The organism is Delftia acidovorans SPH-1, assembly GCF_000018665.1.
In the GTDB taxonomy this organism is placed as follows: domain Bacteria; phylum Pseudomonadota; class Gammaproteobacteria; order Burkholderiales; family Burkholderiaceae_C; genus Comamonas; species Comamonas acidovorans.
Genome location: NC_010002.1, coordinates 1,142,518 through 1,167,502, shown reverse-complemented (window position 1 = coordinate 1,167,502; position 24,985 = coordinate 1,142,518). Strand labels below are relative to the sequence as shown.

General features: G+C 64.7%; 31 protein-coding genes and 1 tRNA gene. 7 read left to right on the top strand and 25 right to left on the bottom strand.

The features are described 5' to 3' along the window. Positions 1-13: 13 nt before the first annotated feature. The 6 genes from DACI_RS05360 to DACI_RS05335 are packed head-to-tail and all read left to right on the top strand — an operon-like array spanning position 14 to position 5,989. Positions 14-961, top strand: coding sequence for an ABC transporter permease (locus DACI_RS05360; RefSeq protein ID WP_012202987.1), 948 nt, complete (start codon positions 14-16; stop codon positions 959-961). After that, positions 958-1,914, top strand: a complete 957-nt coding sequence (locus tag DACI_RS05355; RefSeq protein WP_012202986.1) for an ABC transporter permease — start codon at positions 958-960, stop codon at positions 1,912-1,914. The genes DACI_RS05360 and DACI_RS05355 overlap by 4 nt, the downstream gene beginning before the upstream one ends. After that, positions 1,911-3,602 carry a dipeptide ABC transporter ATP-binding protein gene (locus tag DACI_RS05350; protein WP_012202985.1) on the top strand — a complete coding sequence of 564 codons (1,692 nt, stop codon included), beginning with the start codon at positions 1,911-1,913 and terminating at the stop codon, positions 3,600-3,602. The genes DACI_RS05355 and DACI_RS05350 overlap by 4 nt, the downstream gene beginning before the upstream one ends. Further along, positions 3,583-4,713, top strand: coding sequence for a putative FMN-dependent luciferase-like monooxygenase (locus DACI_RS05345; protein WP_012202984.1), 1,131 nt, complete (start codon positions 3,583-3,585; stop codon positions 4,711-4,713). Before DACI_RS05350 ends, DACI_RS05345 begins: the two co-directional genes overlap by 20 nt. Next, positions 4,710-5,405: a CMD domain protein gene (locus DACI_RS05340; protein WP_012202983.1), complete on the top strand. Its 696-nt coding sequence runs from the start codon at positions 4,710-4,712 to the stop codon at positions 5,403-5,405. Before DACI_RS05345 ends, DACI_RS05340 begins: the two co-directional genes overlap by 4 nt. Further along, on the top strand, positions 5,402-5,989 hold the full coding sequence (locus DACI_RS05335) for an alkylhydroperoxidase domain protein (RefSeq protein ID WP_012202982.1): 588 nt from the start codon (positions 5,402-5,404) through the stop codon (positions 5,987-5,989). The genes DACI_RS05340 and DACI_RS05335 overlap by 4 nt, the downstream gene beginning before the upstream one ends. A gap of 12 nt (positions 5,990-6,001) precedes the next feature. Here the strand turns inward: DACI_RS05335 and DACI_RS05330 are convergent, their stop codons facing one another. Next, positions 6,002-7,507: a DASS family sodium-coupled anion symporter gene (locus tag DACI_RS05330; protein WP_012202981.1), complete on the bottom strand. Its 1,506-nt coding sequence runs from the start codon at positions 7,505-7,507 to the stop codon at positions 6,002-6,004. A gap of 294 nt (positions 7,508-7,801) precedes the next feature. On the opposite strand from DACI_RS05330, the gene DACI_RS05325 reads away from it, so the two are divergent. Continuing rightward, the gene (locus DACI_RS05325) at positions 7,802-8,119 is read left to right on the top strand and encodes a hypothetical protein (protein WP_012202980.1); all 318 of its coding nucleotides are present in this window, start codon (positions 7,802-7,804) and stop codon (positions 8,117-8,119) included. A gap of 82 nt (positions 8,120-8,201) precedes the next feature. Here the strand turns inward: DACI_RS05325 and DACI_RS05320 are convergent. The 24 genes from DACI_RS05320 to DACI_RS05210 form a co-directional block, all read right to left on the bottom strand. Continuing rightward, a tRNA-Met gene (locus DACI_RS05320) sits at positions 8,202-8,278 on the bottom strand. A gap of 21 nt (positions 8,279-8,299) precedes the next feature. After that, complete coding sequence (gene rplQ / locus DACI_RS05315) at positions 8,300-8,692, bottom strand: 50S ribosomal protein L17 (protein WP_012202979.1); 393 nt, start codon at positions 8,690-8,692, stop codon at positions 8,300-8,302. A gap of 186 nt (positions 8,693-8,878) precedes the next feature. Further along, positions 8,879-9,877: a DNA-directed RNA polymerase subunit alpha gene (locus tag DACI_RS05310; protein WP_012202978.1), complete on the bottom strand. Its 999-nt coding sequence runs from the start codon at positions 9,875-9,877 to the stop codon at positions 8,879-8,881. Between the two features lie 112 nt (positions 9,878-9,989). Further along, a complete protein-coding gene (gene rpsD, locus DACI_RS05305; protein WP_012202977.1) occupies positions 9,990-10,613 on the bottom strand; it encodes a 30S ribosomal protein S4 in 624 nt (207 codons plus the stop codon). A gap of 90 nt (positions 10,614-10,703) precedes the next feature. Continuing rightward, on the bottom strand, positions 10,704-11,108 hold the full coding sequence (rpsK, locus tag DACI_RS05300) for a 30S ribosomal protein S11 (protein ID WP_012202976.1): 405 nt from the start codon (positions 11,106-11,108) through the stop codon (positions 10,704-10,706). An 18-nt stretch (positions 11,109-11,126) separates the two neighbouring features. Continuing rightward, positions 11,127-11,492, bottom strand: a complete 366-nt coding sequence (gene rpsM / locus DACI_RS05295) for a 30S ribosomal protein S13 (protein WP_012202975.1) — start codon at positions 11,490-11,492, stop codon at positions 11,127-11,129. 22 nt (positions 11,493-11,514) lie between these two features. Then, the gene (gene rpmJ, locus DACI_RS30960; protein WP_003050535.1) at positions 11,515-11,628 is read right to left on the bottom strand and encodes a 50S ribosomal protein L36; all 114 of its coding nucleotides are present in this window, start codon (positions 11,626-11,628) and stop codon (positions 11,515-11,517) included. Between the two features lie 132 nt (positions 11,629-11,760). Continuing rightward, complete coding sequence (secY, locus tag DACI_RS05290) at positions 11,761-13,080, bottom strand: preprotein translocase subunit SecY (protein WP_012202974.1); 1,320 nt, start codon at positions 13,078-13,080, stop codon at positions 11,761-11,763. Positions 13,081-13,104: 24 nt separating this feature from the next. Then, on the bottom strand, positions 13,105-13,536 hold the full coding sequence (gene rplO, locus DACI_RS05285; protein ID WP_012202973.1) for a 50S ribosomal protein L15: 432 nt from the start codon (positions 13,534-13,536) through the stop codon (positions 13,105-13,107). Positions 13,537-13,547: 11 nt separating this feature from the next. After that, positions 13,548-13,730, bottom strand: a complete 183-nt coding sequence (gene rpmD / locus DACI_RS05280) for a 50S ribosomal protein L30 (RefSeq protein WP_012202972.1) — start codon at positions 13,728-13,730, stop codon at positions 13,548-13,550. 14 nt (positions 13,731-13,744) lie between these two features. After that, the gene (gene rpsE, locus DACI_RS05275; protein ID WP_012202971.1) at positions 13,745-14,266 is read right to left on the bottom strand and encodes a 30S ribosomal protein S5; all 522 of its coding nucleotides are present in this window, start codon (positions 14,264-14,266) and stop codon (positions 13,745-13,747) included. Between the two features lie 15 nt (positions 14,267-14,281). Next, positions 14,282-14,647, bottom strand: coding sequence for a 50S ribosomal protein L18 (rplR, locus tag DACI_RS05270; protein ID WP_012202970.1), 366 nt, complete (start codon positions 14,645-14,647; stop codon positions 14,282-14,284). Between the two features lie 11 nt (positions 14,648-14,658). After that, complete coding sequence (rplF, locus tag DACI_RS05265; RefSeq protein ID WP_012202969.1) at positions 14,659-15,192, bottom strand: 50S ribosomal protein L6; 534 nt, start codon at positions 15,190-15,192, stop codon at positions 14,659-14,661. Positions 15,193-15,216: 24 nt separating this feature from the next. Then, positions 15,217-15,612: a 30S ribosomal protein S8 gene (gene rpsH, locus DACI_RS05260; RefSeq protein WP_012202968.1), complete on the bottom strand. Its 396-nt coding sequence runs from the start codon at positions 15,610-15,612 to the stop codon at positions 15,217-15,219. Between the two features lie 20 nt (positions 15,613-15,632). Beyond that, the gene (gene rpsN / locus DACI_RS05255; RefSeq protein ID WP_012202967.1) at positions 15,633-15,938 is read right to left on the bottom strand and encodes a 30S ribosomal protein S14; all 306 of its coding nucleotides are present in this window, start codon (positions 15,936-15,938) and stop codon (positions 15,633-15,635) included. An 8-nt stretch (positions 15,939-15,946) separates the two neighbouring features. Beyond that, entirely contained in the window at positions 15,947-16,486 is a 540-nt protein-coding gene (gene rplE / locus DACI_RS05250) for a 50S ribosomal protein L5 (RefSeq protein ID WP_012202966.1), read from the bottom strand. A 10-nt stretch (positions 16,487-16,496) separates the two neighbouring features. Continuing rightward, complete coding sequence (rplX, locus tag DACI_RS05245) at positions 16,497-16,817, bottom strand: 50S ribosomal protein L24 (RefSeq protein ID WP_012202965.1); 321 nt, start codon at positions 16,815-16,817, stop codon at positions 16,497-16,499. 10 nt (positions 16,818-16,827) lie between these two features. Beyond that, positions 16,828-17,196 carry a 50S ribosomal protein L14 gene (gene rplN / locus DACI_RS05240; protein ID WP_012202964.1) on the bottom strand — a complete coding sequence of 123 codons (369 nt, stop codon included), beginning with the start codon at positions 17,194-17,196 and terminating at the stop codon, positions 16,828-16,830. A gap of 688 nt (positions 17,197-17,884) precedes the next feature. Next, positions 17,885-19,474 (bottom strand): glycerol-3-phosphate dehydrogenase/oxidase, encoded by a 1,590-nt coding sequence (locus DACI_RS05235; RefSeq protein WP_012202963.1) that lies wholly within the window; start codon positions 19,472-19,474, stop codon positions 17,885-17,887. Positions 19,475-19,818: 344 nt separating this feature from the next. Beyond that, positions 19,819-21,552: an ABC transporter substrate-binding protein gene (locus DACI_RS05230; protein ID WP_012202962.1), complete on the bottom strand. Its 1,734-nt coding sequence runs from the start codon at positions 21,550-21,552 to the stop codon at positions 19,819-19,821. A gap of 100 nt (positions 21,553-21,652) precedes the next feature. Next, positions 21,653-21,961: a DUF2160 domain-containing protein gene (locus tag DACI_RS05225; protein WP_012202961.1), complete on the bottom strand. Its 309-nt coding sequence runs from the start codon at positions 21,959-21,961 to the stop codon at positions 21,653-21,655. Between the two features lie 160 nt (positions 21,962-22,121). Beyond that, on the bottom strand, positions 22,122-22,937 hold the full coding sequence (locus DACI_RS05220) for a carbohydrate ABC transporter permease (protein WP_012202960.1): 816 nt from the start codon (positions 22,935-22,937) through the stop codon (positions 22,122-22,124). A 75-nt stretch (positions 22,938-23,012) separates the two neighbouring features. Then, positions 23,013-23,906 (bottom strand): carbohydrate ABC transporter permease, encoded by an 894-nt coding sequence (locus DACI_RS05215; protein WP_012202959.1) that lies wholly within the window; start codon positions 23,904-23,906, stop codon positions 23,013-23,015. Beyond that, the gene (locus DACI_RS05210; RefSeq protein WP_012202958.1) at positions 23,903-24,985 is read right to left on the bottom strand and encodes an ABC transporter ATP-binding protein; all 1,083 of its coding nucleotides are present in this window, start codon (positions 24,983-24,985) and stop codon (positions 23,903-23,905) included. Before DACI_RS05210 ends, DACI_RS05215 begins: the two co-directional genes overlap by 4 nt.

The following is a 24,985-nucleotide window of genomic DNA, read 5'->3' as shown; positions in this document are numbered from 1 at the left end:
AGGAACCACTCCCATGCCGCGCCGCTATCTGCTCAGCCGCATCGCCCAGGCCGCCCTGGTGCTGTGGGCGGCCTTCACGGTCTCGTTCATCCTGCTGCAGCTGCTGCCGGGCGATGCCGTGCTGATCAAGTTCCTGAACCCCGAGCTGGGCCTGGGCCCGCAGGAGATTGCCGACATCCGCGCCGCCTACGGCTCGGACCAGCCCGTGTGGCAGCAGTACCTGCACACGCTGGGCCAGTTCCTCACGGGCCATTTCGGCTATTCGCTGCAGGCCGGCGTGCCGGTGAGCCAGGGCCTGGCCACTAGCCTGCCGCCCACGCTCAAGCTCGCGGCCCTGGGCTTTGCCGCAGCCGCGCTGCTGGCCGTGGCGCTGGCGGCGGCTGCCAGCCTGGCGCCCTTTGCCTGGCTGCGCAACGCGCTGTATTCGCTGCCTTCGGTCTTTGTCTCGGTGCCCGTGTTCTGGCTGGGGATCATGCTGATCCAGGTGGTGTCGTTCCGCCTGGGCTGGATCGCCGTGATCAATCCCGGCCCCTGGGAAGGACTGGTGCTGCCCACGCTGACCCTGGCCGTGCCGATCTCGGCGCCGCTGGCCCAGGTGCTGCTGCGCAATATCGACGCCGTGCTGGCCCAGCCCTTCGTGGCCGTGGCGCGGGCCAAGGGCGCCTCGCGCCGCTGGGTGCTGCTGCGCCATGTGGCACGCAATGCCCTGCTGCCCACGCTGACCATTGCCGGCGTGCTGTTCGGCGAGCTGCTGGCCGGCGCCGTGGTGACGGAGGCCGTGTTCGGCCTCAACGGCCTGGGCACGCTGACCCAGCAGGCCGTGGGCAACCAGGACACGGCCGTGCTCCAGGCCGTGGTGGTCGTCTCGGCCGCCGCCTTCGTACTCATCAACCTCGCCGTGGACCTGCTGTACCCGCTGCTTGATCCGCGCCTGCGCCATTCCGTGGAGAACCGGCCATGAACACTGCCGTCTCAAGCGCTCTTTCCCCGGCCCTGGATGCCCAGGCCGCGCCCGCCACTCCAACTCCCATTCCCACGGCGCTGCCAGCGTCGTCCCTGGCCCCTGCGCCAGCCGCCCCGCGCCGCAGCTTCGCCTTGCCGGCCCGCCTGCAATCCCTGAAACGCCTGCCGCCCACGCTGGCCCTGGCCTGGCTGGTGATTGCCGTGGCCGCGCTGTGGGCGCTGGCGCCCGGCTGGTTCGCCCACCAGAACCCGATCGCGGGCCAGGCCGGCCAGCAGCTGCTGGCGCCCGGCGCCGCGCACTGGCTGGGCACGGACGCGCTGGGGCGCGACCTGTGGGCGCGCGTGGTGCATGGCGCCGTGCATTCGCTGTCGGGCGCCTTCGTGGCCGTGGGCGTGGGCCTGGCCGTGGGCACGCTGATCGGCCTGCTGGCCGGGGCCACGGGCGGGCGCACGGAAGATGCGCTGATGCGCCTGGTCGATGTGCTGCTGGCCGTGCCTTCGCTGCTGCTGTCGCTGACCATCATCATCGTGCTGGGCTTTGGCACCATCAACGCGGCCATTGCCGTGGGCGTGGTCTCGGTGGCCAGCTTCGCGCGCCTGGTGCGCTCGGAGGTGGTGCGTGTGCGCCGCTCCGACTACGTGGAGGCCGCCTTTGGCAGCGGCGGGCGCTTTGCCGCCGTGCTGTGGCGCCATGTGCTGCCCAATTCGCTGACCTCGGTCATCGCCATGGCGGCGCTGCAGTTCGGCTCGGCGATCCTTGCGATTTCCACGCTGGGTTTTCTGGGCTACGGCGCGCCGCCGCCCACGCCCGAATGGGGGCTGCTGATCGCCGAAGGCCGCAACTACATCGCCACCGCCTGGTGGCTGACCACGGCGCCGGGCCTGATCGTGGTGGCCGTGGTGCTGGCGGCCAACCGCATCGCCACGGCCTTCGCACGGAGGCCTGCATGAGCGCCGCCATCGAGGAGCGCATCCACGCCGCACCAGCGGTGGCAACGACCGCCCCCGTGCTCGAAGTGCAGGACCTGGCCGTGGCCTACCGCGATGCCGCAGGCCAGGCGCAGCGCGTGGTGCACGGCGTGTCGTTTTCCGTGGCGCCGGGCGAGGTGGTGGCCCTGGTCGGCGAATCGGGCTCGGGCAAGACCACCACGGCCCAGGCCGTGATCGGCCTTTTGGCCGACAACGGCCACCGCGAGCACGGCAGCATCCGCCTGCAGGGCACCGAGGTCTCGGGCTGGCCGGCCGCACGCTGGAACGCCATCCGCGGCCGCGTGGTCAGCCTGGTGCCGCAGGACCCCACCATGTCGCTGAACCCCGTGCGCACGGTAGGCGACCAGGTGGGCGAGATCCTGCGCATCCACGGCCTGCGCGACCGCACGGCCGTGGAGGCGCGCGTGCTGGAGCTGCTGGACCGCGTGGGGCTGTCCCAGCCCGCGCTGCGCGCACGCCAGTATCCGCACGAGCTGTCGGGCGGCATGCGCCAGCGCGTGCTGATCGCCATCGCCATCGCGCTGCGGCCCGCCCTCATCATTGCCGACGAGCCCACCAGCGCGCTGGACGTGACCGTGCAGCGGCGCATCCTGGACCTGATCGACGCGCTGCGCCGCGAGACCGGCACGGCCGTGCTGCTGGTCACGCATGACCTGGGCGTGGCGGCCGACCGTTCACACCGCCTGGTCGTCATGCAGGGCGGCCGCATCCAGGAGCAGGGCCCCACGCTGGAGCTGCTGCGCAATCCGCAAAGCGCCTATACGCGGCGGCTGCTGGCCGATGCGCCTTCCCTGGCGCCCGCACCGCGCCGCACGCCCAGGCCCGCCACGGCCGATGACTGGGCCATCGAGGTCGAGGACCTGGTGCACGAGTTCGCGGCGCCCGGCCATGCCTCGGCCCACGGGCGCGGCATCTTCCGTGCCGTGGACGGCGTGTCGCTGCGCGTGCGCCGGGGCAGCACGCATGCCATCGTGGGCGAGTCGGGCTCGGGCAAGACCACCACCATCCGCGCCATCGTGGGCCTGGGCCGGCCCACGGCGGGCCGCATCCGCATCGAAGGCACCGAGGTCACGGGCCTGCGCGGCGAGGCCCTGCGCCAGCTGCGCCGCCGCGTGCAGCTGGTCTACCAGAACCCGTTCAGTTCTCTGGACCCGCGCCAGAGCGTGTTCGACATCATCGAGGAGCCCCTGCTGAACTTCGACCCGCTGCCGGCCGATGAGCGCCGCCAGCGCGTGCACGACATGCTGGAGCGCGTGGGCCTGCCTGCCGCCGTGCTGCAGCGGCGCCCGCATGCGCTGTCGGGCGGCCAGCGCCAGCGCGTGGCGATTGCGCGCGCCCTGGTGCTGCAGCCGCAGGTGCTGGTGCTGGACGAGGCCGTATCGGCCCTGGACGTGACGGTGCAGGCGCAGATCCTGGCCCTGCTCGCCCAGCTGCAGCAGGACCTGGGGCTGACCTATCTCTTCATCTCGCACGACCTTGCCGTGGTGCGCCAGATCGCCGACACGGTGTCGGTGCTGCGCGCGGGCCGGGTGGTGGACGCGGGCAGCGTGGAGGAAGTGTTCCAGCGCCCGACCAGCGACTACACGCGCGAACTCATGGACGCCATTCCCGGCAAAAGGAGCATTGATTTTGTCCCTCATACCGCCTGACACACACGCTGGCGCCACCCCCCGCAACGGCCCGCGCCTGGGCTTCTTCAGCCGCCTGCTCGACGATGTGCCGGCCGGCGAACGCTACCGTCTGGTGGCCGAGCAGATCGCCCATGCCGAGGCCCAGGGCTTCGACTCGGCCTGGGTAGCCCAGCACCATTTCCATGAAAGCGAGGGCGGCCTGCCCTCGCCCTTCGTCTTTCTGGCCCATGTGGCGGCGCGCACGCGGCGCATCCGCATCGGCACGGGCGTGATCACGCTGCCGCTGGAAAACGCGCTGCGCGTGGCCGAGGACGCGGCCGTGCTGGACCTGCTGACCGGCGGCCGCCTGGAGGTGGGCCTGGGCACGGGCGGCACGGCCGAATCCTTCGAGGCCTTTGGCGTGCAGGGCGCAGAGCGCGGCGCCGTCTTCGCACGCAACTTCGGCGTGCTGCAGGACGCCTGGGCCGGGCGTGCGCTGGCCGGCGGCGTGCGCCTGTACCCGGCCGCGCCGCAGCTGCTGGAGCGCGTCTGGCAGGCCACGTTCTCGGCCGAGGGCGGTGCGCGGGCCGGGGCCAACGGCGATGGCCTGATGCTGTCGCGCACCCAGCCACGGCCCGAAGGCGCGCCGCAGGCCACGCTGTCCGAGATCCAGAACCCCATCATCGACGCCTACCTCGCCCACCTGCCCGCAGGGCGGGCGCCGCGCATCCTGGGCTCGCGCACGCTGTTCGTGGCCGACCGCCGAGACGATGCGCTGCGCTGGGCCGAGGCCGGCCTGCGCCGCGTGGCCCTGCGCCATGCCGCCCAGCCCTCGCAATGGGCGGCCCGCGTTGATCCGCAGGCGCCGCTGGCCGATCTCATCGCCGCCTACGACGTGCATGTGGGCACGCCCGACGAGGTCATCGCCTCGCTGCGCGCCGACACGGCGCTGGCGCGCGTGAGCGACATCGTCTTCCAGGTGCACTCCATCGATCCGTCGCACGCCGCCATCCTGCGCTCCATCGAGCTGACGGCCGCCCATGTGGCACCGGCCCTGGGCTGGCGCCGTGCCGATGAGTCCACATCCACGTCCACCCCAGCGCCCTCTTCCCTCCCCGCAGTCCGGGCCGGACTGCTGCAAGCCGCATGACCATGAACACCACCGCAACGCCCCGCTTTCCCGGCGACGTGATCGACCACCTCGCCGACATCACCCCCGGCAGCGCCCTGGACCGCGTGCGCCGCCACCGCACCGAGGCACGCACGCAGGCCCAGCAAAGCTTTGCCGCCCTGTTCACGCCCGCCGAGCCCGTGCCCGGCACGGTCTCGCTGCGCGAGCGGCTGGCCCTGGCCGCCTTCACGGCCGGGCTGCATGGCGAGCCGCGCAGCGCCGTCTTCTATACACGCGCGCTGGCCACCGAGGATGCGGAACTGGCCGCCGTGGTGGCGTCCGAAGTGGTGCGTGGCCGCGCCCAGAGCCTGCAGGCCGGCAGCGGCCCGCACGGCCCCTACGGCAGCTACCCGGCAGGCCCGCTGAGCCGCGAGGACCAGCCCGGCCCCGCCTATGCCGTGGACCCGGCCCACGCCGCACTGCTGGGCCCGCGCCTGGCCGCGGCGCTGGCCCATGCCCACCTGCTGGCCTACCACCCGCGCGACGCCAGCGCCGGGGCCCTGCAGGCGCTGCAACAGGCGGGCTGGAGCGAGACGGACATCGTCATCCTGTCCCAGCTGGCGTCCTTCCTGTCCTTTCAGATCCGCGTGGTGGCGGGGTTGCGCGTGCTGGCTGCACGCCCCGCGCCCCAGGCAGCCCATCAACCCAACACCCTGCAAGCCCAGCCATGACCTCAACGAACTCCGCCGCTCCCCAGGTCTTCACCCAGGAACAGCTCGACTGGCTGCCATGGATTGAGCCGCTGGACGAAAGCGAGCTGACCGAACGCCACCATGCAGGCCTGGTCGATGCCTCACGCGCGCAGTCGCCCTACTTCCGCCTGCTGGCGCGCGACCCCGACACGCTGGGCGCGCGCACGCGCACCGACAAGGACATCTTCTACAACCCCGACGCCGGCCTGCCGCGTGCCGAGCGCGAGCTGGCCGCTGCGGCCACCTCGCGCGCCAACGGCTGCATCTACTGCGCCTCGGTCCATGCGCGCTTTGCCACGCACTTCTCGCGCCGGGGCGGCGACGTGCAGCGCCTGCTCGACGAAGGCCCGGGAACGGACCTGGGGCCGCGCTGGAACGCCATCGTCACGGCGGCCGTGGCGCTGACCCAGACGCCGCCTGCGCTGGAGCCCGCCCACATCGATGCGCTGCGCACCGCAGGCCTGGACGATGCCGCCATCTCCGATGTGCTGCACGGCACGGCCTTCTTCAACTGGGCCAACCGGCTCATGCTGTCGCTGGGCGAGCCACGGACCACGGCTTGAGGGCGCCCGCCCTCACCACAGGCCCAGCAGCTTCCACCAGACACTGCCGACCACGGCAAAGATCAGCAGCTCGATCACGCACATGGCCGCACCCACACGCCACCAGTTGCCCAGCGTGACGTAGCCGCTGCCGAAGATGATGGGCGAGGTGCCGGTGGCGTAGTGGGTCAGCGTCATCATGATGGCCGAGCCGGCCGTCATCATCAGCATGAAGGGCACGACATAGTCGGCCGGAATCAGCTGCGCGCCCACGGTCAGGAAGGCCAGCATCATCGCGCTGATGTGGGCCGTGGTGCTGGCGAACAGGTAGTGCGAGAACACGAACACGCCCACCAGGATGGCCGCCACCGGCAGCCAGTCCAGGCCGCTGGCGACGATGGCGTTCTTCATGCCCACGGCAAACCAGGACACCACGCCGAGCTTGTTGAGCTGCTCGGCCAGCATGACCAGGGCGCCGAACCAGACCAGGGTATCCCATGCGCTTTTCTCGGACAGCACGTCATCCCAGTCGATGGTGCCCGTGATGATCAGCACGAACAGGCCCAGGAAGGCGACCACGGTGGGGTCCAGCACGAAGGCCGGGCCGAACAGCATCTGCGGCACGTTGGCCCACAGCAGCAGCATCAGGCCGAAGGTGCCCAGCATCACGCGCTCCTTGCCCGACAGCGGCCCCATGCGCGCCATCTCGCTGCGCGCGTACTCCACGGCATTGGGCGTGGCCTTGAGCTCGGGCGGCGACAGCAGGTAGATCACCAGCGGCATCAGCAGCAGGCACAGCAGGCCCGGCAGCAGCATGTACAGCGCCCAGGTGGTCCAGCTCAGGTGCAGGGCCTGGCCCGTGGCCTTGGCCACGAAATCCACCACCAGCGGGTTGGGCGCGGTGGCGGTCAGGAACATGGCCGAGGTGATGGGATTGGCGTGGTAGTTGACCAGGGCCAGGTAGGTGCCCACCTTGCCCTGCGTGCCCTTGGCCGGGTCCGAATCGAAGGCATTGGCGATGGACTTCATGATCGGGTGCACGATGCCGCCGCCGCGCGCCGTGTTGCTGGGGGTGAACGGTGCCAGCACCAGCTCACAGATCGCCAGGCCGTAGCCGATGCCGATGGTGCGCTTGCCCAGCAGGGCGATGAACATCAGGCCGATGCGGCTGCCCAGCCCCGTCTTCTTGAGGCCGCGCGAGATCAGGATGGCCACCACGATCAGCCAGATCAGCGGGCTGGAAAAGCTGCTCAGCGCATCGGTGATGGCACCCTTGGACGAGCCGGAGGTGACCTGGGACAGCGAGACGATGACGATGGCCATCAAGGCCATCACGCCGATGGGCATGACCTTGAGGATGATGGCCACGATGGTGGTCAGGAAAATGGCGACCAGCTGCCAGCCCTTGGGCGTCAGCCCCTCGGGCACGGGCATCAGCAGCAGGCCGAACAGCACGGCGGTGGCAATCAGTGCCGGCACCAGCCGGAACGGCACGGCCGCCTTGAAATAGTGGAACAGCGAGGCGATCTTCTCGAGCATGTGGATCCTTTGCGTTGCCGGAGCGGCGCCGAGAGAGCATGGCCTGCCGGGAGCAAAAGCCCACCAGCCTGCACGGGCACTGGCGGCCGCGCCGCATGACTGACATCATGATGCAGTGCAGCATGAACCCGGCTTCCAGCGGGCGCCTGCGCCACCGAAGTTTGACAGGCATCAAGGCCGGGCCAGTAAACCTGGCGACCCAGGCCACCGAGCCCCGCTCACATGACAGCATCCCCAGACCGGGTGCCTTTCGCCCCGGTGTACCCATGCAGTGAAAAAAGGAGAAAAGCCGACATGCCAGCCAACCGATTCTTGCCCGAGGAATGGGAATGCCGGCTCCAGGAGATCGACCTGGAGATCGCCCGCCACGCCGTCATCTGCAAGATCCCGCTGCTGCAGGCCGGTGTGGTGGAGCGCGTGCTGGCCAATGACGCCAGCGTCTGCGGCGCCGAGCACGAGGCCGCATTCAAGACCCTGCGCGGCCTTCTGTACATGCACTACACCGAGCTGCTGCACATCAGCGAAGTGCTCAGCCCCGAGGTCGCCCAGGAAATCGCCCACCGCGTGCGCCTGCGGCTGGGCCAGCGCATCGGCAACCAGCTGGGCGGCTGATGCCGGGCTGTCCACCTGGCCTTTGCCCTGGCGCGAGGGCATGAAAAAAGGGCTACGACAGTTGTCGTAGCCCTTTTCAATTTGGTTGCGCGAGAAGGATTTGAACCTCCGACCTTTGGGTTATGAGCCCAACGAGCTACCAGACTGCTCCATCGCGCGGTATTCCAAAATTATAGCAGATTATTCAGCTGCCTTGGCTTCGGCGGCGCCTTCTTCAGCGCGCTCGACCAGTTCCACGAAGGCCATGGGGGCGTTGTCGCCCACGCGGAAGCCCATCTTCAGGATACGGGTGTAGCCACCAGGACGCTTTGCGAAGCGGGGGCCCAGCTCGTTGAAGAGCTTGGTCACGCTGTCGCGGTCGCGCAGGCGGTCGAATGCCAGGCGGCGGTTGGCAACGGTGTCGACCTTGGCCAGGGTGATCATGGGCTCGATCACGCGGCGCAGTTCCTTGGCCTTGGGAACGGTGGTCTTGATGGCTTCGTGCTCGATGAGCGAATTCATCATGTTCTTCAGCATCGCCAGGCGGTGCGAAGAGGTGCGATTGAGTTTGCGGAGGCCGTGACCGTGACGCATGGTGCTTTATTCCTAAAATATGTAATTAGGGCTTGCGCAAACAAGGATGCAAGCCTGGACCCGTTACCGGATCTGCAGCTTGCCTCAACCGAATTTGCGCAAGTTGTTGATTAATTCGAGCAGCCGTATCAGGTACTGCCCGAGGCACTGAGGCTCTCCAAAAAGGAGAGCCTGCAATTATAGTGCTTAGCGCTTTTCCAGGCCAGCAGGCGGCCAGTTCTCGAGCTTCATGCCCAGCGTCAGACCGCGGGAAGCCAGGACTTCCTTGATCTCGTTGAGCGACTTGCGACCCAGGTTGGGCGTCTTGAGCAGCTCGTTTTCGGTACGCTGGATCAGGTCGCCGATGTAGTAGATGTTCTCTGCCTTGAGGCAGTTGGCCGAACGCACGGTGAGTTCCAGCTCGTCCACGGGACGCAGCAAGATGGGATCAAAGGCGGTTGCGGCACCACGGCCACCGGCCGGAGCATCGAAGACGCTGGCGATATCGCCGCCGTCCAGCTGAGCGAACACGGCGAGCTGTTCCACCAGGATCTTGGCGGATGCGCGCACGGCGTCCTCGGCAGTGATCGCACCATTGGTTTCGATCTCCACCACCAGCTTGTCGAGGTCGGTGCGTTGTTCAACGCGGGCCGATTCGACGGCGTAGCTCACGCGCTTGACGGGCGAGAACGAAGCGTCCAGCACAATGCGGCCGATCGACTTCGTGGACTCGTCGCCATAGCGGCGCACGTTGCCGGGCACATAGCCGCGGCCCTTCTCCACCTTGATCTGCATGTCCAGCTTGCCGCCTTGCGACAGGTTGGCGATGACATGATCAGGGTTGATGATTTCCACGTCGTGGGGCGTCTGGATGTCGCGCGCCGTCACGACGCCTTCGCCATCCTTGCGCAGCGAGAGCGTGACCTCATCGCGGTTGTGCAGCTTGAACACCACACCCTTGAGGTTCAGCAGGATGTTGACCACATCTTCCTGGACACCGTCGATGGACGAGTACTCGTGCAACACACCAGCAATCGTCACTTCCGTCGCTGCGTAACCCACCATGGACGAGAGCAGGACACGGCGCAGGGCGTTGCCCAGCGTATGGCCGTAGCCACGCTCAAACGGCTCCAGAACAACTTTGGCGCGATTGTGGCCAAGCTGCTCGACATTGATCGTCTTGGGCTTCAGCAAATTGGTTTGCATGCAGACTTCCTCTCAATACCCCCGGCTCGTTACACCGGTAAGGCTGGTGAAGCACCCCAGCGCGATGCCTCGCGGCTGGGGGACGGTTTTACAGAAATGTCGCTGCGCGGAATTAACGCGAGTACAACTCAACGATCAGGGATTCGTTGATGTCTGCACCGAACTCGTCGCGGTCAGGCGACTTCTTGAACGTGCCTTCAGCCTTGTCGGCAGACACTTCCACCCATGCGGGGAAACCGACTTGACCAGCCAGTTGCAGGGCTTCGACGATACGAGCCTGCTTCTTGGACTTTTCACGCACGGCGACCACGTCACCCACCTTCACCATGTAGGAAGGGATGTTGACGGATTGGCCGTTGACCGTGATGGCCTTGTGCGACACCAGCTGACGCGCTTCCGAGCGGGTCGAGCCGAAGCCCATGCGGTACACCACGTTGTCCAGACGCGACTCCAGCAGCGACAGCAGATTGGCACCGGTGTTGCCCTTCTTCTTGTCGGCGGCTTCGAAGTAGCGGCGGAATTGCTTTTCCAGCACGCCGTACATGCGCTTGACCTTCTGCTTTTCACGCAGCTGCAGGCCGAAGTCGGAAGTACGCTGACCGGAAGTGCGGCCGTGCTGGCCGGGCTTGGTGTCGAACTTGGACTTGTCGGCGATCGAGCGACGTGCGCTCTTCAGGAACAGGTCAGTGCCTTCACGGCGGGAGAGTTTGGCCTTGGGGCCGATATAGCGTGCCACTTGATTTCCTTTGTGTCATCTGCCGTGCACAAGCACGGGAGCCGCCCGCGATGTTACACATCTGGGCGGCGGTGGGCTTGGTGAAAAAGCTTAGATACGACGGCGCTTTTGAGGGCGGCAGCCGTTGTGGGGAACCGGCGTCACGTCCGCGATGGAAGTGATGCGGATGCCCAGGGCGCCCAGGGCGCGAACCGAGGATTCACGGCCAGGACCGGGACCCTTGATTTCGACGTCCAGGTTCTTGATGCCCTGTTCGATGGCAGCACGACCAGCCACTTCCGAAGCCACCTGGGCAGCGAAGGGAGTCGACTTGCGCGAACCCTTGAAGCCCTGGCCACCCGACGAGGCCCACGACAGAGCGTTGCCTTGGCGGTCGGTGATGGTGATGATCGTGTTGTTGAACGAAGCGTGCACGTGGGCAATGCCGTCCGAAATGTTCTTACGGACTTTCTTGCGAACGCGCTGTGCAGCGTTGTTTGCGGGAGACTTAGCCATAGTGATCTTTCAATCTCTTTATTTCTTCAAAGCCGCGGCACCCTTGCGCGGACCCTTGCGGGTACGTGCATTCGTGCGGGTACGTTGACCACGCATGGGCAGGCCACGACGATGACGGAAACCGCGATAGCAACCGATGTCCATCAAACGCTTGATGTTCATCGTTGTTTCGCGACGCAGATCACCTTCCAGAGTCAGGGAAGTCAGCTGATCACGGATCTTTTCCAGATCACCGTCAGTCAGTTCCTTGATTTTCTTGGAATATGCGATGCCAGCGGCTTCGCAGATCTTGCGTGCAGTGGTGCGACCGATCCCATAGATAGCGGTCAGGCCGATTTCAGCGTGCTGATGCGGCGGGATGTTAATGCCAGCGATACGTGCCATTATTCGTCCTCAAACTTTCCTATCAACCCTGGCGCTGCTTGTGGCGCTGGTCCGTGCAGATCACTCGCACCACACCTTTGCGGCGGATGATCTTGCAGTTACGGCAGATTTTTTTGACCGAAGCCGAAACTCTCATTTCATTCTCCTAAAACTCTACATCCGTTACGGCCTATCGACCGGGAAACATGCCCGCGATGGATAGATCGAGTGGGCGTCTACTAACTCTTACTGGACCCGCCGGCACCGCCGACCAGGCCCATCACTTAGTTCAATTGCCAAGTGTCGCTTTGAAGTTCGCCTTTTTGAGGAGCGATTCGTACTGTTGCGACATCATGTAGTTCTGCACCTGGGCCATGAAGTCCATGGTCACCACCACAATAATCAGCAGTGATGTGCCACCGAAGTAGAACGGAACGTTGTACTTCAGGATCAGGAACTCGGGCAACAAGCACACGAATGTGATGTACACCGCGCCAGCCAGGGTCAGGCGAACCAGGATCTTGTCAATGTAGCGGGCCGTCTGGTCACCGGGACGGATCCCGGGGATGAAGGCACCACTCTTCTTCAGGTTGTCGGCGGTTTCCCGGCTGTTGAACACCAGGGCCGTGTAGAAGAAGCAGAAGAAGATGATGGCAGTGGCGTAGAGCATCACATAGATCGGCTGACCGGGGGTCAGCGTGCTAGCAATGTCCTTCAGCCAGCGCATAGATTCCCCTGCACTGAACCAGTTCACAACGGTCGCCGGCAGCAAGATGATCGAGGAAGCGAAGATGGGAGGAATGACCCCCGCCATGTTCAGCTTCAGCGGCAAGTGCGAAGACTGGCCACCATACACCTTGTTACCCACCTGACGACGCGCATAGTTCACCAGGATCTTGCGTTGTCCCCGCTCGACAAACACGACGAAGTACGTCACGGCTGCCACCACGAGAACGATGAAGATCGCGGCCAGGATGCTCATGGCACCGGTGCGCACCAGCTCCAGCAGACCACCGATGGAGCTCGGCAGACCTGCGGCGATACCTCCAAAGATGAGGATCGAGATGCCGTTGCCCAGACCACGTTCCGTGATCTGTTCACCGAGCCACATCAGGAACATGGTGCCGGCCGTCAGGCTGACCACCGCCGTGAGGCGGAAGCCGAAGCCAGGGCTCAGAACCAGACCTGCGGAGCTTTCCAGAGCCACGGCAATTCCCAGGGACTGAAAAATCGCCAGGCCCAATGTGCCGTAGCGGGTGTACTGGGTGATCTTGCGACGACCCGATTCACCTTCCTTTTTCAGCTGCTCGAATGTAGGGACCACGTAGGTCATGAGCTGCATGATGATCGATGCCGAGATGTACGGCATGATCCCCAGTGCGAACACCGTGAAGCGCGAGAGCGCCCCACCCGAGAACATGTTGAACAGATTGAGAATGCCGCCCTGCTGGCCATTGAACAGCTGCTGCAGCTGCGCTGGATCGATGCCCGGCACGGGGATATGAGCCCCGATCCGGTAAACGACCAGCGCGAGCAACAGAAAAACCAGACGGCGGCGAAGATCGCCGAATTTTCCGGTTTTTGCAATTTGAGCTGCGCTAGTAGCCACGGATGTCTTCTTTCAGATCATTAATCAGGCGATGCTGCCACCGGCAGCTTCGATGGCAGCCTTGGCGCCGGCGGTAGCGCCGATGCCGTTGAGCTTGACAGCCTTGCTGATTTCACCGCTCTTGATGATCTTGACCACCTTTGCGATTTCACCAACCAGACCGGCTTGCTTCAGAGCTGCCAGATCGACTTCGGCCAGGCCCAGCTGTTCCAGAGCGGACAGGGTCACTTCTGCATTGAACTTCAGCAGATGCGACTTGAAGCCACGCTTGGGCAGACGGCGCTGCAGAGGCATTTGACCGCCTTCGAAGCCCACCTTGTGGTAGCCACCCGAACGCGACTTCTGACCCTTGTGACCACGGCCGGCAGTCTTGCCCAGGCCGGAGCCGATGCCGCGACCGACACGGCGCTTGGCGTGCTTGGAGCCCTCTGCAGGCTTGATGCTATTGAGTTCCATCATCAATCCTTTCAGAGAACTTTGACCAGGTAGCTGATCTTGTTGATCATGCCGCGCACGGCAGGCGTGTCCTGCAGTTCGCTGATGCTGTTCAGCTTGCGCAGGCCCAGGCCACGGACGGTGGCGCGGTGCGATTCCTTGGTGCCAATGGGGCTGCGCACCAGTTGCACCTTCACGGTTTGTTGCGTTGTCATGTGATTGACTCCGATCAGGCGGTGAAGATGTCTTCAACCGACTTGCCGCGCTTGGCTGCCACTTCCGAAGGGGTCGTGGAGTGCTTCAGAGCGTCAAAAGTCGCGCGGACCATGTTGTAGGGATTCGACGAACCATGGCTCTTGGCCACGATGTCGGTGATGCCCAGCACTTCGAAAACGGCGCGCATCGGGCCGCCGGCGATGATGCCGGTACCCTTGGGAGCGGGGTTCAGCATCACGGATGCTGCGCCATGCTGACCCATCACGGTGTGATGGATCGTGCCGTGCTTCAAAGACACCTTGATCATGTTGCGACGGGATTCTTCCATCGCCTTTTGCACGGCTGCAGGCACTTCTTTCGACTTGCCCTTGCCCATGCCAACGCGGCCATCACCATCGCCAACCACGGTCAGTGCAGCGAAGCCGAGGATACGACCGCCCTTCACAACCTTGGTGACGCGGTTCACCGCGATCATTTTTTCGCGCAGACCGTCGTCACGACCTTCGTCTTGCACCTTGGGAGAAAACTTTGCCATTTCTATCCGCTCCGCTTAGAACTGCAGGCCGGCTTCACGAGCGGCTTCTGCCAAAGCCTTCACGCGGCCGTGGTATGCGAAACCAGCGCGATCGAAAGCCACTTTCTCCACGCCGGCAGCCTTCGCCTTCTCGGCAATGCGCTTGCCAATCAGCGTAGCGGCAGCCACGTTGCCACCCTTGCCGATGGCGCCCAGTTGGGTGCGCACTTCGGCTTCGGCGGTGGAGGCCGAAGCCAGCACCTTGGTGCCGTCTTCCGACACCACGCTTGCGTAGATGTGGAGGTTCGTACGGTTCACGCTCAGACGTGCCACGCCTTGCTGTGCAATGCGGATGCGGGTCTGGCGGGCACGACGGAGACGCTGCTCTTTCTTGGTCAACATAATGCAGCTCCTTACTTCTTCTTGGTCTCTTTGATCACGACCTTCTCATCCGAGTAACGGATGCCCTTGCCCTTGTAGGGCTCGGGAGGACGAACGGCACGGATCTCAGCAGCCATTTGGCCAACGGCCTGGCGGTCAGCACCCTTGACCAAGATTTCGGTCGGTGTGGGGGTGGTGACAGTGATGCCGGCCGGCATTTCGAAGTTCACCGGGTGCGAAAAGCCGATCGCCAGGTTCAGCTTGGAGCCCGAGGCCGAAGCCTTGAAACCCACGCCAACCAGCGACAGCTTCTTCTCGAAGCCCTTGCTCACGCCCACCACCATGTTGTTCACCAGCTGACGCATGGTGCCGCTCATGGCGTTGGCTTCGCGCGAGTCATTGACGGGCTCGAAAGACAGCTTGCCTTCGTTGTTGGAGATCTTCACCAGAGCGTTCTGGGCTTGCGACAGCGCGCCGCCGGTGCCCTTCACATTGATCTGGTCGTCTTTGATGGACACATCCACGCCTGCGGGGATGGCCACGGGAGTCTTTGCTACGCGAGACATTTCAGTATTTCTCCTTAATGTCCGTTAGGCCACGTAGCACAGCACTTCGCCGCCCACGCCAGTGGCGCGTGCCTTGCGATCCGTCATCACGCCCTTGGGAGTGGTGACGATGGCAACGCCCATGCCGTTCATGACCTGGGGGATTGCGTCACGGCCCTTGTACACGCGCAGGCCGGGACGGCTCACGCGCTCGATGCGCTCGATCACCGGACGGCCGGCGTAGTACTTCAGGGTAATTTCGAGTTCGGACTTGCCAGCGTCGGTCTTCACTTGGAAGCCGTCGATATAGCCTTCATCCTTCAGCACCTGGGCGATGGCAACCTTGACCTTGGAGGAAGGAGCCGTCACGGTGGTCTTGGAGACCATTTGTGCATTGCGGATGCGGGTCAGCAAGTCAGCGATGGGATCACTCATGCTCATGTTTAATCTCTCCTGCTTGCTTACCAGCTGGCCTTGGTGACACCGGGGATGTCGCCAGCGAAGGCCAGTTCACGGATCTTGGCGCGGCCCAGACCGAATTGACGGAAGGTGCCACGGGGACGACCCGTGATCTCGCAGCGGTTGCGCTGGCGAGTGGGGTTCGCGTTACGGGGCAGCTTCTGCAGGCCCAGGCGAGCGGCGTCGCGCTCTTCGTCGCTGCGCTTTGCGTCAGCGGCGATTGCCTTCAGTTCTGCGTATTTGGCAGCGTACTTGGCTGCCAGCTTTTCGCGCTTGAGTTCGCGCTGGATCAATGCAACTTTAGCCATGCGCCACCTCAGTTCTTGAAGGGGAAACGGAAAGCGGCGAGCAGTGCCTTGCACTCATCGTCGGTCCGAGCTGTCGTCGTGATGCTGATGTTCAGACCACGCAGAGCGTCCACCTTGTCGTACTCGATTTCGGGGAAGATGATCTGTTCCTTGACGCCGACGTTGTAGTTGCCGCGACCGTCGAAAGAACGGCCGGAGATACCACGGAAGTCACGCACGCGGGGCAGAGCCACGGTAACGAAACGGTCCAGGAATTCATACATCTGAACGCCACGCAGGGTCACCATGCAGCCAATGGCCTGGCCTTCACGGATCTTGAAGCCGGCGATAGCCTTCTTGGCCTTGGTCACCACGGGCTTCTGACCAGCAATCTTGGTCAGGTCAGCCACGGCGTTGTCCATCACCTTCTTGTCGGCCACGGCTTCGCTCACACCCATGTTCAGGGTGATCTTGGTCAGACGGGGCACTTCCATGGAGGAGGTGTAGCCGAACTTTTCCTTGAGTTCAGCCGCGATCTTTTCGCGATACAGTTTTTGCAGTCGTGCCATGTGTTACCCCTTAGGCCGCCTTGATTTCGGCGCCGCTGGACTTGAACACGCGAACGCGTGTGCCGTCGGCCTGCACCTTGATGCCCACGCGATCAGCCTTGCCGGTCGCTGCATTGAAGATGGCCACGTTGGATTGGTGGATAGGCATGGCCTTTTCCACGATACCGCCGGTGGTGCCCTTCATGGGGTTCGGCTTGACGTGCTTCTTCACCATGTTGATGCCATCGATCAACAGGTGGGAGTCGTCCTTGCGTGCCGAGACCACGCCTTGCTTGCCCTTGTCACGGCCGGTCAGCACGATGATTTGGTCGCCCTTGCGAATCTTGTTCATGGTGCTTCCTTTAGAGAACTTCAGGTGCCAGGGACACGATCTTCATGAACTTTTCGTTGCGCAGTTCACGAGTCACGGGGCCAAAGATGCGGGTGCCGATAGGCTCCAGCTTGGCGTTCAGCAGAACGGCGGCGTTGCCGTCGAACTTGACGAGCGAGCCATCAGCACGGCGAATACCCTTCGCCGTACGCACCACGACCGCGCTGTAGACCTCGCCTTTTTTGACGCGTCCACGCGGTGCAGCTTCCTTGATGGTCACCTTGATGATGTCACCAACACTCGCATAGCGACGATGAGAACCGCCCAGCACTTTGATGCACTGAACAGACTTCGCGCCGGTGTTGTCGGCAACCTCTAACCGAGATTCTGTTTGGATCATTTCAATATTCCCAACTTGCTCCAGCAAACACTCGACAGCCCCAGAGTCTTCTCAAGGGCCGCGAGCAGCCAGTCAGTCTTGGGCCCGTCGTCCACGCCGAAAACCATTTCTCGGCGCTTCCACTGGGCAGATAACTTCACGATTTTCACGTGAAGCATGGGATTGTCCCAGAAATTCCTTTGCGCGTCAAACCCTTAGCTGCCTTTTCCACCCCTGGCCGGCAGCGTTGCGCAACCCCCACAAGAGCGCTATCAACCCAGGAGCAAGCTGGGCCTGCCGATGGCCGCACACCATCGGAAACGCCCATAAAAAAGCCGAGCCTGGCGGGCTCGGCAAAGGGTGGCAGACTCAACGCAATCGTCTGCTGCGGGCTGACCGCGCGTGCAACGGCGGCGCAGACATCGCAGCGGCTTGGGGCCACCGCGTTGGGCTCGGGCACGGCCCTTGCCCTGCGGAAAACGGACTTTCAAGCGCTTTCTTCATCATTTCCCCCTCCCTCGTCAGCCTTGTGCTGGCTGCTGTTCGCTGGCACCGCTACGAGATGCCATGAGCAGCATTTTGATTCATAAAAACAATCATAGATATATATCCATAAATTTTGACAATCTTTCCCTGGCTTGTATCTGCCTCCAAAAGCAAAACGCCCTGCAGTGCAGGGCGTTTTGCTTGAGAGGGACTTCAGCCGCAATCAGGCCGGCAGGTACTGGGCCGCCAGCGGCATGAAGTCCGCCAGGCCGGCGTCCTGCCCCAGCTCCTCCTGAAGGATGGCTGCCACGCGCGGCGCCACCTCGGCGGCCTTGCGCGCATCGAGGAACAGCAGGCGGCTGCGGCGCGCCAGCACGTCTTCCACGGTGCGCGCGTATTCGAAGCGCGCGGCAAAACGCACCATGGCTTCGTTCAGGCCGTCTGCCAGCCATTCGTCGTTGCCCGGCAACGCCTCCACCGCCGAGGCTTCCGTGCCATAGGAATGCAGGCCCTGGACCTGGTTCATGCGGTGGTGCACGGCGGATTCGGCCGGGGCGCCGGCCAGCGGCAGGCGGGCCGTGACGCCACCCGGGCGGTGTGGCAGGCGGCCGATGGCAAAGCACTCGGAGAGCACGTCTTCGGCCATGGCGCGGTAGGTGGTCCATTTGCCGCCCGTGACGGTGACCAGGCCGGTGCGGCTGGACATGACCGTGTGCTCGCGACTGATCTTCTTGGTGTTTTCGCCGTCGTCGTCCTGGGGCTTGACCAGCGGGCGCAGGCCGACCCACATGCTGCGCACGTCGGCCAGCGTGGGCTGGCGCGTGAGGTAGCGTCCGGCCTCGGTGAGGATGAAGTCCAGCTCCTCGGGGAACGGCAGGGGCTCGCGTGCCAGGTCGTTGCGCGGGGTGTCGGTGGTGCCCAGGATGACCTTGCCCAGCCAGGGCACGGCAAAGAGCACGCGGCCATCGGCCGTCTTGGGCACGAGCAGGGCGTGGTCGCTGGGCAGGAAGTCGCGGTCCACCACCACGTGCACGCCCTGGCTGGGCGCGACCATGGGCTTGACGGGACGGCCCTGGGCCTCGGCGTCCTGCTGGCGGAACAGGTCCACCCAGGGGCCGGTGGCGTTGACCACGCACTTGGCGCGCAGCGTGAAGCGCCGGCCCGATTCCGTGTCTTCGCAGACCAGGCCGGCGACCTTGCCGCCTTCGTGCAGCAGTTCAAGCGCGGGGCAGTAGTTGACCAGCAGCGCGCCCTTGGCAGCGGCCGTACGGGCCAGCGCCAGCGCCAGGCGGGCATCGTCGAACTGGCCGTCCCAGTATTTGACGCCGCCCTTGAGGCCTTGCTGACGCACGGTGGGCAAACACTTGACGGTGCTGGAGCGCGAGAGGAATTCCGTGGCGCCCAGGCCTGCCTTGCCGGCCAGCGCGTCATACATCTTGAGGCCGATACCGTAGAACGGCGTGTCCAGCAACTTGTAGGACGGCATGACAAAGGCCAGCGGCTGCGCCAGATGGGGCGCGTTGTGCAGCAGCGTGGTGCGCTCGTGCAGCGCTTCGCGCACCAGGGCGATGTTGCCCTGGGCCAGGTAACGCACGCCACCATGGACCAGCTTGGTTGCACGCGAGGACGTGCCCTTGGCGAAGTCATGCGACTCCACCAGCACGACCTTGAACCCGCGCGCCGCCGCGTCCAGGGCCACGCCCAGACCGGTGGCACCGCCGCCGATGATGGCCAGATCGTAGGTTTCAGGCTGGGCCAGGCGTTCCAGCAGGGCGGCGCGGCCGGTGGGCAGAGGGGAAGCAGCGAGGGACATGGATCTTCGACGAAGGAATGTGGGGCAAGTTAACAGGGCGCCATGTAGCCGCCATGTCAGCACCCGGGACGCCACGCCTGCGCCCAATGCGAAGGGGACGGAATCGGGTTTTCCGCTATTTTCGCTCGTTTTTGTATTTTTTTCTTCGCTATCTTTCGTTTCGTGTTTTTTGCAGTCAACGAATTTGGCGATAGGCCGGGAGACCAGCACAGGGCATGTTGTCCAAAGCCGACACGGCCCAACTCAGGGACGCCGAGCAAGAGCCGCCTCGCGGCGAGGGCGTCGTCCCCCTCCCTTGCGAAGCAAGTAGAGAGGGGGAAGGCGCGCAAGCGCCTCAGGGGGTGCTAACGCACCTTGCCGTTTTTCCAGGCATTGAGCAGCGTGTCATACGCAATCGTCTCGCCCTTGGGCTTTTCATTGGCCAGCTTCTTCCATGGCGCCTGCTTGTCGCTGAGCCACTTGGCCGGGTCGCCCTTGGGGTTGAGCTTGGGCGCGCAGTGCGCCATGCCGGCACGCTGCAGGCGGGACATGACCTGGTCCATTTCCTCGGCCAGGTTGTCCATGGCGCCCTGGGGCGTCTTCTCGCCGGTGACGGCCTGGGCCACGTTCTTCCACCACAGCTGGGCCAGCTTGGGGTAGTCGGGCACGTTGTTGCCGGTGGGCGTCCAGGCCACGCGGGCGGGGCTGCGGTAGAACTCGACCAGGCCGCCGAGCTTGGGCGCCATGTCGGTCATGGCCTTGGAGCGGATGTCGCTTTCGCGGATGGGCGTCAGGCCGACGATGGTCTTCTTGAGGCTGGTGGTCTTGGCGGTGACGAACTGCGCGTAGAGCCAGGCGGCGGCCGTGCGGTTGGCGTCATGGTCCTTGAAGAAGGTCCAGCTGCCCACGTCCTGGTAGCCGTTTTGCATGCCGTCCTTCCAGTAGGGGCCGTTGGGGCCGGGCGCCATGCGCCATTTGGGCGTGCCGTCGGCATTGACCACGGGCAGGCCGGGCTTGGTCATGTCGGCCGTGAAGGCGGTGTACCAGAAGATCTGCTGCGCGATATGGCCCTGGGCCGGCACGGGGCCGGACTCGCCGAAGGTCATGCCCATGGCTTCCTTGGGCGCGTATTTCTTCATCCAGTCCACGTACTTGGTGAGCGCGAACACGGCGGCCGGCGAGTTGGTGGCGCCCCCGCGCGAGACCGAGGCGCCCACGGGCGTGCACTTGTCGTCGGCCACGCGGATGCCCCATTCATCGACGGGCATGCCGTTGGGAATGCCCTTGTCGGCCGCGCCGGCCATGGACAGCCAGGCATCGGTGAAGCGCCAGCCCAGCGACGGGTCCTTCTTGCCGTAGTCCATGTGGCCGTAGATGGGCTTGCCGTCGATCTGCTTGACGTCGTTGGTGAAGAACTCGGCGATGTCCTCGTAGGCGCTCCAGTTCAGCGGCACGCCCAGCTCGTAGCCGTACTTGGCCTTGAACTTGTCCTTGAGGTCCTTGCGCTCGAAGAGGTCGGCGCGGAACCAGTAGAGGTTGGCGAACTGCTGGTCGGGCAGCTGGTAGAGCTTGCCGTCGGGCGCGGTGGTGAAGCTGGTGCCGATGAAGTCCTTGATGTCCAGGCCCGGATTGGTGAAGTCCTTGCCGGCGCCGGCCATGTAGTCGGTCAGGCTCATGATGCGGCCGTAGCGGTAGTGCGTGCCGATCAGGTCGGAGTCGGAGATCCAGCCGTCATAGATGGACTTGCCCGACTGCATCGAGGTCTGCAGCTTCTCGACCACGTCGCCTTCCTGGATCAGGTCGTGCTTGACGGTGATGCCCGTGATCTCGGTGAAGGCCTTGGCCAGCGTCTTGCTCTCGTACTCGTGCGTGGTGATGGTCTCGGACACCACGGCGATCTCCTTGACGCCCTTGGCCTGCAGCTTCTTGGCCGCCTCGATGAACCACTTCATCTCGGCCATCTGCTGGTCCTTGGACAGCGTGCTGGGCTGGAACTCCGCGTCGATCCACTTCTTGGCTTCCGCCTCTCCGGCCCAGGACGCCTGCCCCGCCGCCAGCAGGGCCGCCGCGAGGGCGATGGTATGAAGTCGTTGTTTCATCTGCCGTCTCCTAGATTCTTGCTGTCTCCCCGACATGCACATGCACCAGCGGGCCCCGGGGGAGCTTCGGACCCGGCTGTCGATAAATGGAATGAAGTGATCAGCCTTTGCGCATCACGACGGCCAGCACGAGCATGGACAGCACCAGGCTGATCCACACCGAAGGCTCGGCCTCCAGCGAGAACCACTGCGCCATCCTCTCGCCCAGGCCCACCCAGGCCAGATTGACATAGGCCGCCAGCAGCAGCCCGATGAACAGCCGGTCCCCGCGCGTCGTCGCCATCGGCAGCCAGCCCTTGCGCATCACGGTCGGGCTGCGCAACTCCCACAGCGTCATGCCCACCAGCATCAGCACGATGCAACTGAAGAACACCGCCACCGGCAGCGTCCAGGCCATCCAGGAAAACATTGACGAGTCCTTTCAGAAACAAAAACCACTGCCCGTCGAAACTGGCGCGACCCCAAGCGAGGGACAGCGAGCAAGGGCCGCCCCGCCGCGAGGCTGTCGTCCCCCTCCCCCGCGAAGCGGGTAGAGAGGGGGAAGGCGCGCAAGCGACTCAGGGGGTGCCTCACACCCTTCCCATTGCGAACCCCTTGGCGATGTAATGCCGCACGAACCAGATCACGATGGCGCCCGGCACGATGGTCAGCACGCCGGCCGCCGCCAGCGTCGCCCAGTCCATGCCCGAGGCCGAGACGGTGCGCGTCATGGTCGCCACGATGGGCTTGGCGTTCACGCTGGTCAGCGTGCGCGCCAGCAGCAGCTCCACCCAGCTGAACATGAAGCAGAAGAAGGCCGCCACGCCCACGCCGGCCTTGATCAGCGGCAGGAAGATGGTGAGGAAAAAGCGCGGGAAGGAGTAGCCGTCGATATAGGCCGTCTCGTCGATCTCGCGCGGGATGCCGCTCATGAAGCCCTCCAGGATCCAGACGGCCAGCGGCACGTTGAACAGCAGGTGGGCCAGGGCCACGGCGATGTGCGTGTCCATCAGGCCCACCGTGGTGTAGAGCTGGAAGAAGGGCAGCAGGAAGACGGCCGGCGGCGTCATGCGGTTGGTCAGCAGCCAGAAGAACACATGCTTGTCGCCCAGGAACTGGTAGCGCGAGAACGCATAGGCCGCCGGCAGCGCCACCGTCAGCGAGATCACGGTGTTGATGGCCACGTAGATCAGGCTGTTGATGTAGCCCGAGTACCAGGAGGCGTCGGTGAAGATGGCTTGGTAGTTGGCCCAGGTGAAATGCTGGGGCCACAGCGAGAAGCTCGACAGGATCTCCTCGTTGGTCTTGAAGCTCATGTTGACCATCCAGTAGATGGGCAGCACGGCGAACAGCAGGTAGGCGACGAGGAACAGCGTGCGCTTGTGGAAACGGCGGTCTTCAGTCATGTCCGGCCTCCCGCAGGGCCGCCCCAAGGGAGGCCGAGCCCCCTCGGGGGGCAGTGAACGAAGGGAGCGTGGGGGTCATTCTCTTGCCCCTTCCTTGTCTGCCGTGCCCACGCGCTGCATCCAGTTGTAGAGGATGAAGCACAGCAGCAAGATGATGAGGAAATAGATCAGCGAGAAGGCAGCCGCCGGCCCGAGATCGAACTGGCCCACGGCCTTTTGCGTGAGGTACTGCGACAGGAAGGTGGTCGCATTGCCGGGCCCGCCGCCCGTGAGCACGAAGGGCTCGGTGTAGATCATGAAGCTGTCCATGAAGCGCAGCAGCACGGCGATCATCAGCACGCCGCGCATCTTGGGCAGCTGGATGTAGCGGAACACCGCGAACTTGCTGGCGCCGTCGATGCGCGCGGCCTGGTAGTAGGCGTCGGGAATGGAGCGCAGGCCCGCGTAGCACAGCAGGGCCACCAGCGGCGTCCAGTGCCAGACATCCATGACCAGCACGGTGAGCCAGGCATGGGTGGCATTGCCCGTGTAGTTGTAGTCCACGCCCAGCGCGTTGAGCGCCGCGCCCAGCAGGCCGATATCGGCGCGGCCGTAGATCTGCCAGATGGTGCCGACCACGTTCCACGGAATCAGCAGCGACAGCGAGACCACGACCAGCACGGCCGAGGCCTTCCAGCCCTGGGCCGGCATGGACAGGGCCAGGGCGATGCCCAGCGGGATCTCCACCAGCAGCACGGCCAGCGAAAAGCCGATCTGGCGCAGCAGGGCCGAGTGCAGTTCCTCGTCGCGCATGACCTGGGCAAACCATTCCGTGCCCACGAACACGCGCCGGTCCGGACTGATGATGTCCTGCACCGAGTAGTTCACCACCGTCATCAGCGGGATGATGGCCGAGAAGGCCACGCAGATGATGACCGGCAGGATCAGCAGCCAGGCCTTCTGGTTGACGGGCTTGACGGTCTGGCTCATGCCTGCAGCTCCTCGTTGACGTAGTAGCAGGTGTGGGGGCCCTGCAATTGCACCCAGACGGTCTGCCCTGCGGCAGGCAGGAAAGCATCGGCGCCGCAGCGCAGCTTGAGCAGCCGCTCGCCCAGGCGCGCCACCAGCAACTGGTGCGTGCCCACGTCCTGCACGCGCTCCACCGTGCAGGCCACGGCGCCGGGCGCGTCGGCCGAGGCCAGTGCCAGGTACTCGGGGCGTATGCCCAGGCTCAGCGGCAGGCCGGGCGCCACGCTGGCCAGTGCGGCGGGCAGGGGCAGGTACTGGCCCTCGGCCAGCAGCCGGCCGCCGTCCTGCTGCAGCGGCACGAAGTTCATGCCCGGCGAGCCGATGAAGTGGCCGACGAAGGCGTGGCTGGGCCGCTCGAAAAGCTGGGCGGGCGTGCCCACCTGCACGGCGCGCCCACGCGTCATGACCACAACGTGCTCGGCAAAGGTCAGGGCCTCCACCTGGTCGTGCGTCACATAGATCAGCGTGAGCCGCAGTTCATGGTGGATCTGCTTGAGCTTGCGGCGCAGCTGCCACTTGAGCTGGGGGTCGATCACCGTGAGCGGCTCGTCGAACAGCACGGCCGACACATCGGGCCGCACCAGGCCCCGGCCCAGCGAGATTTTCTGCTTGGCATCGGCCGACAGGCCGGCCGCGCGCTGGTCGAGCTGGCCGCTCATCTCCAGCATCTCGGCGATCTGGCCGACCCGCGCGCGGATGCGCTCCTCGGGCATGCGGCGGTTCTTCAGCGGAAAGGCCAGGTTCTCGGCCACGGTCATGGTGTCGTAGATCACCGGGAACTGGAACACCTGGGCGATGTTGCGTTCCTGGGGCGTGGCGCGCGTCATGTCGCGGCCGTCGAACAGCACCTTGCCCTGCGAGGGGACCAGCAGGCCCGACATGATGTTGAGCATGGTGGTCTTGCCGCAGCCCGAGGGGCCGAGCAGCGCATAGGCGCCGCCGTCCTCGAAGACCATGCTCAGCGGCAGCAGCGCGTAGTCGCTGTCCTGCTGCGGGTTCGGCTTGTAGGAGTGGGCCAGATCAAGTTCTATGCGGGCCAT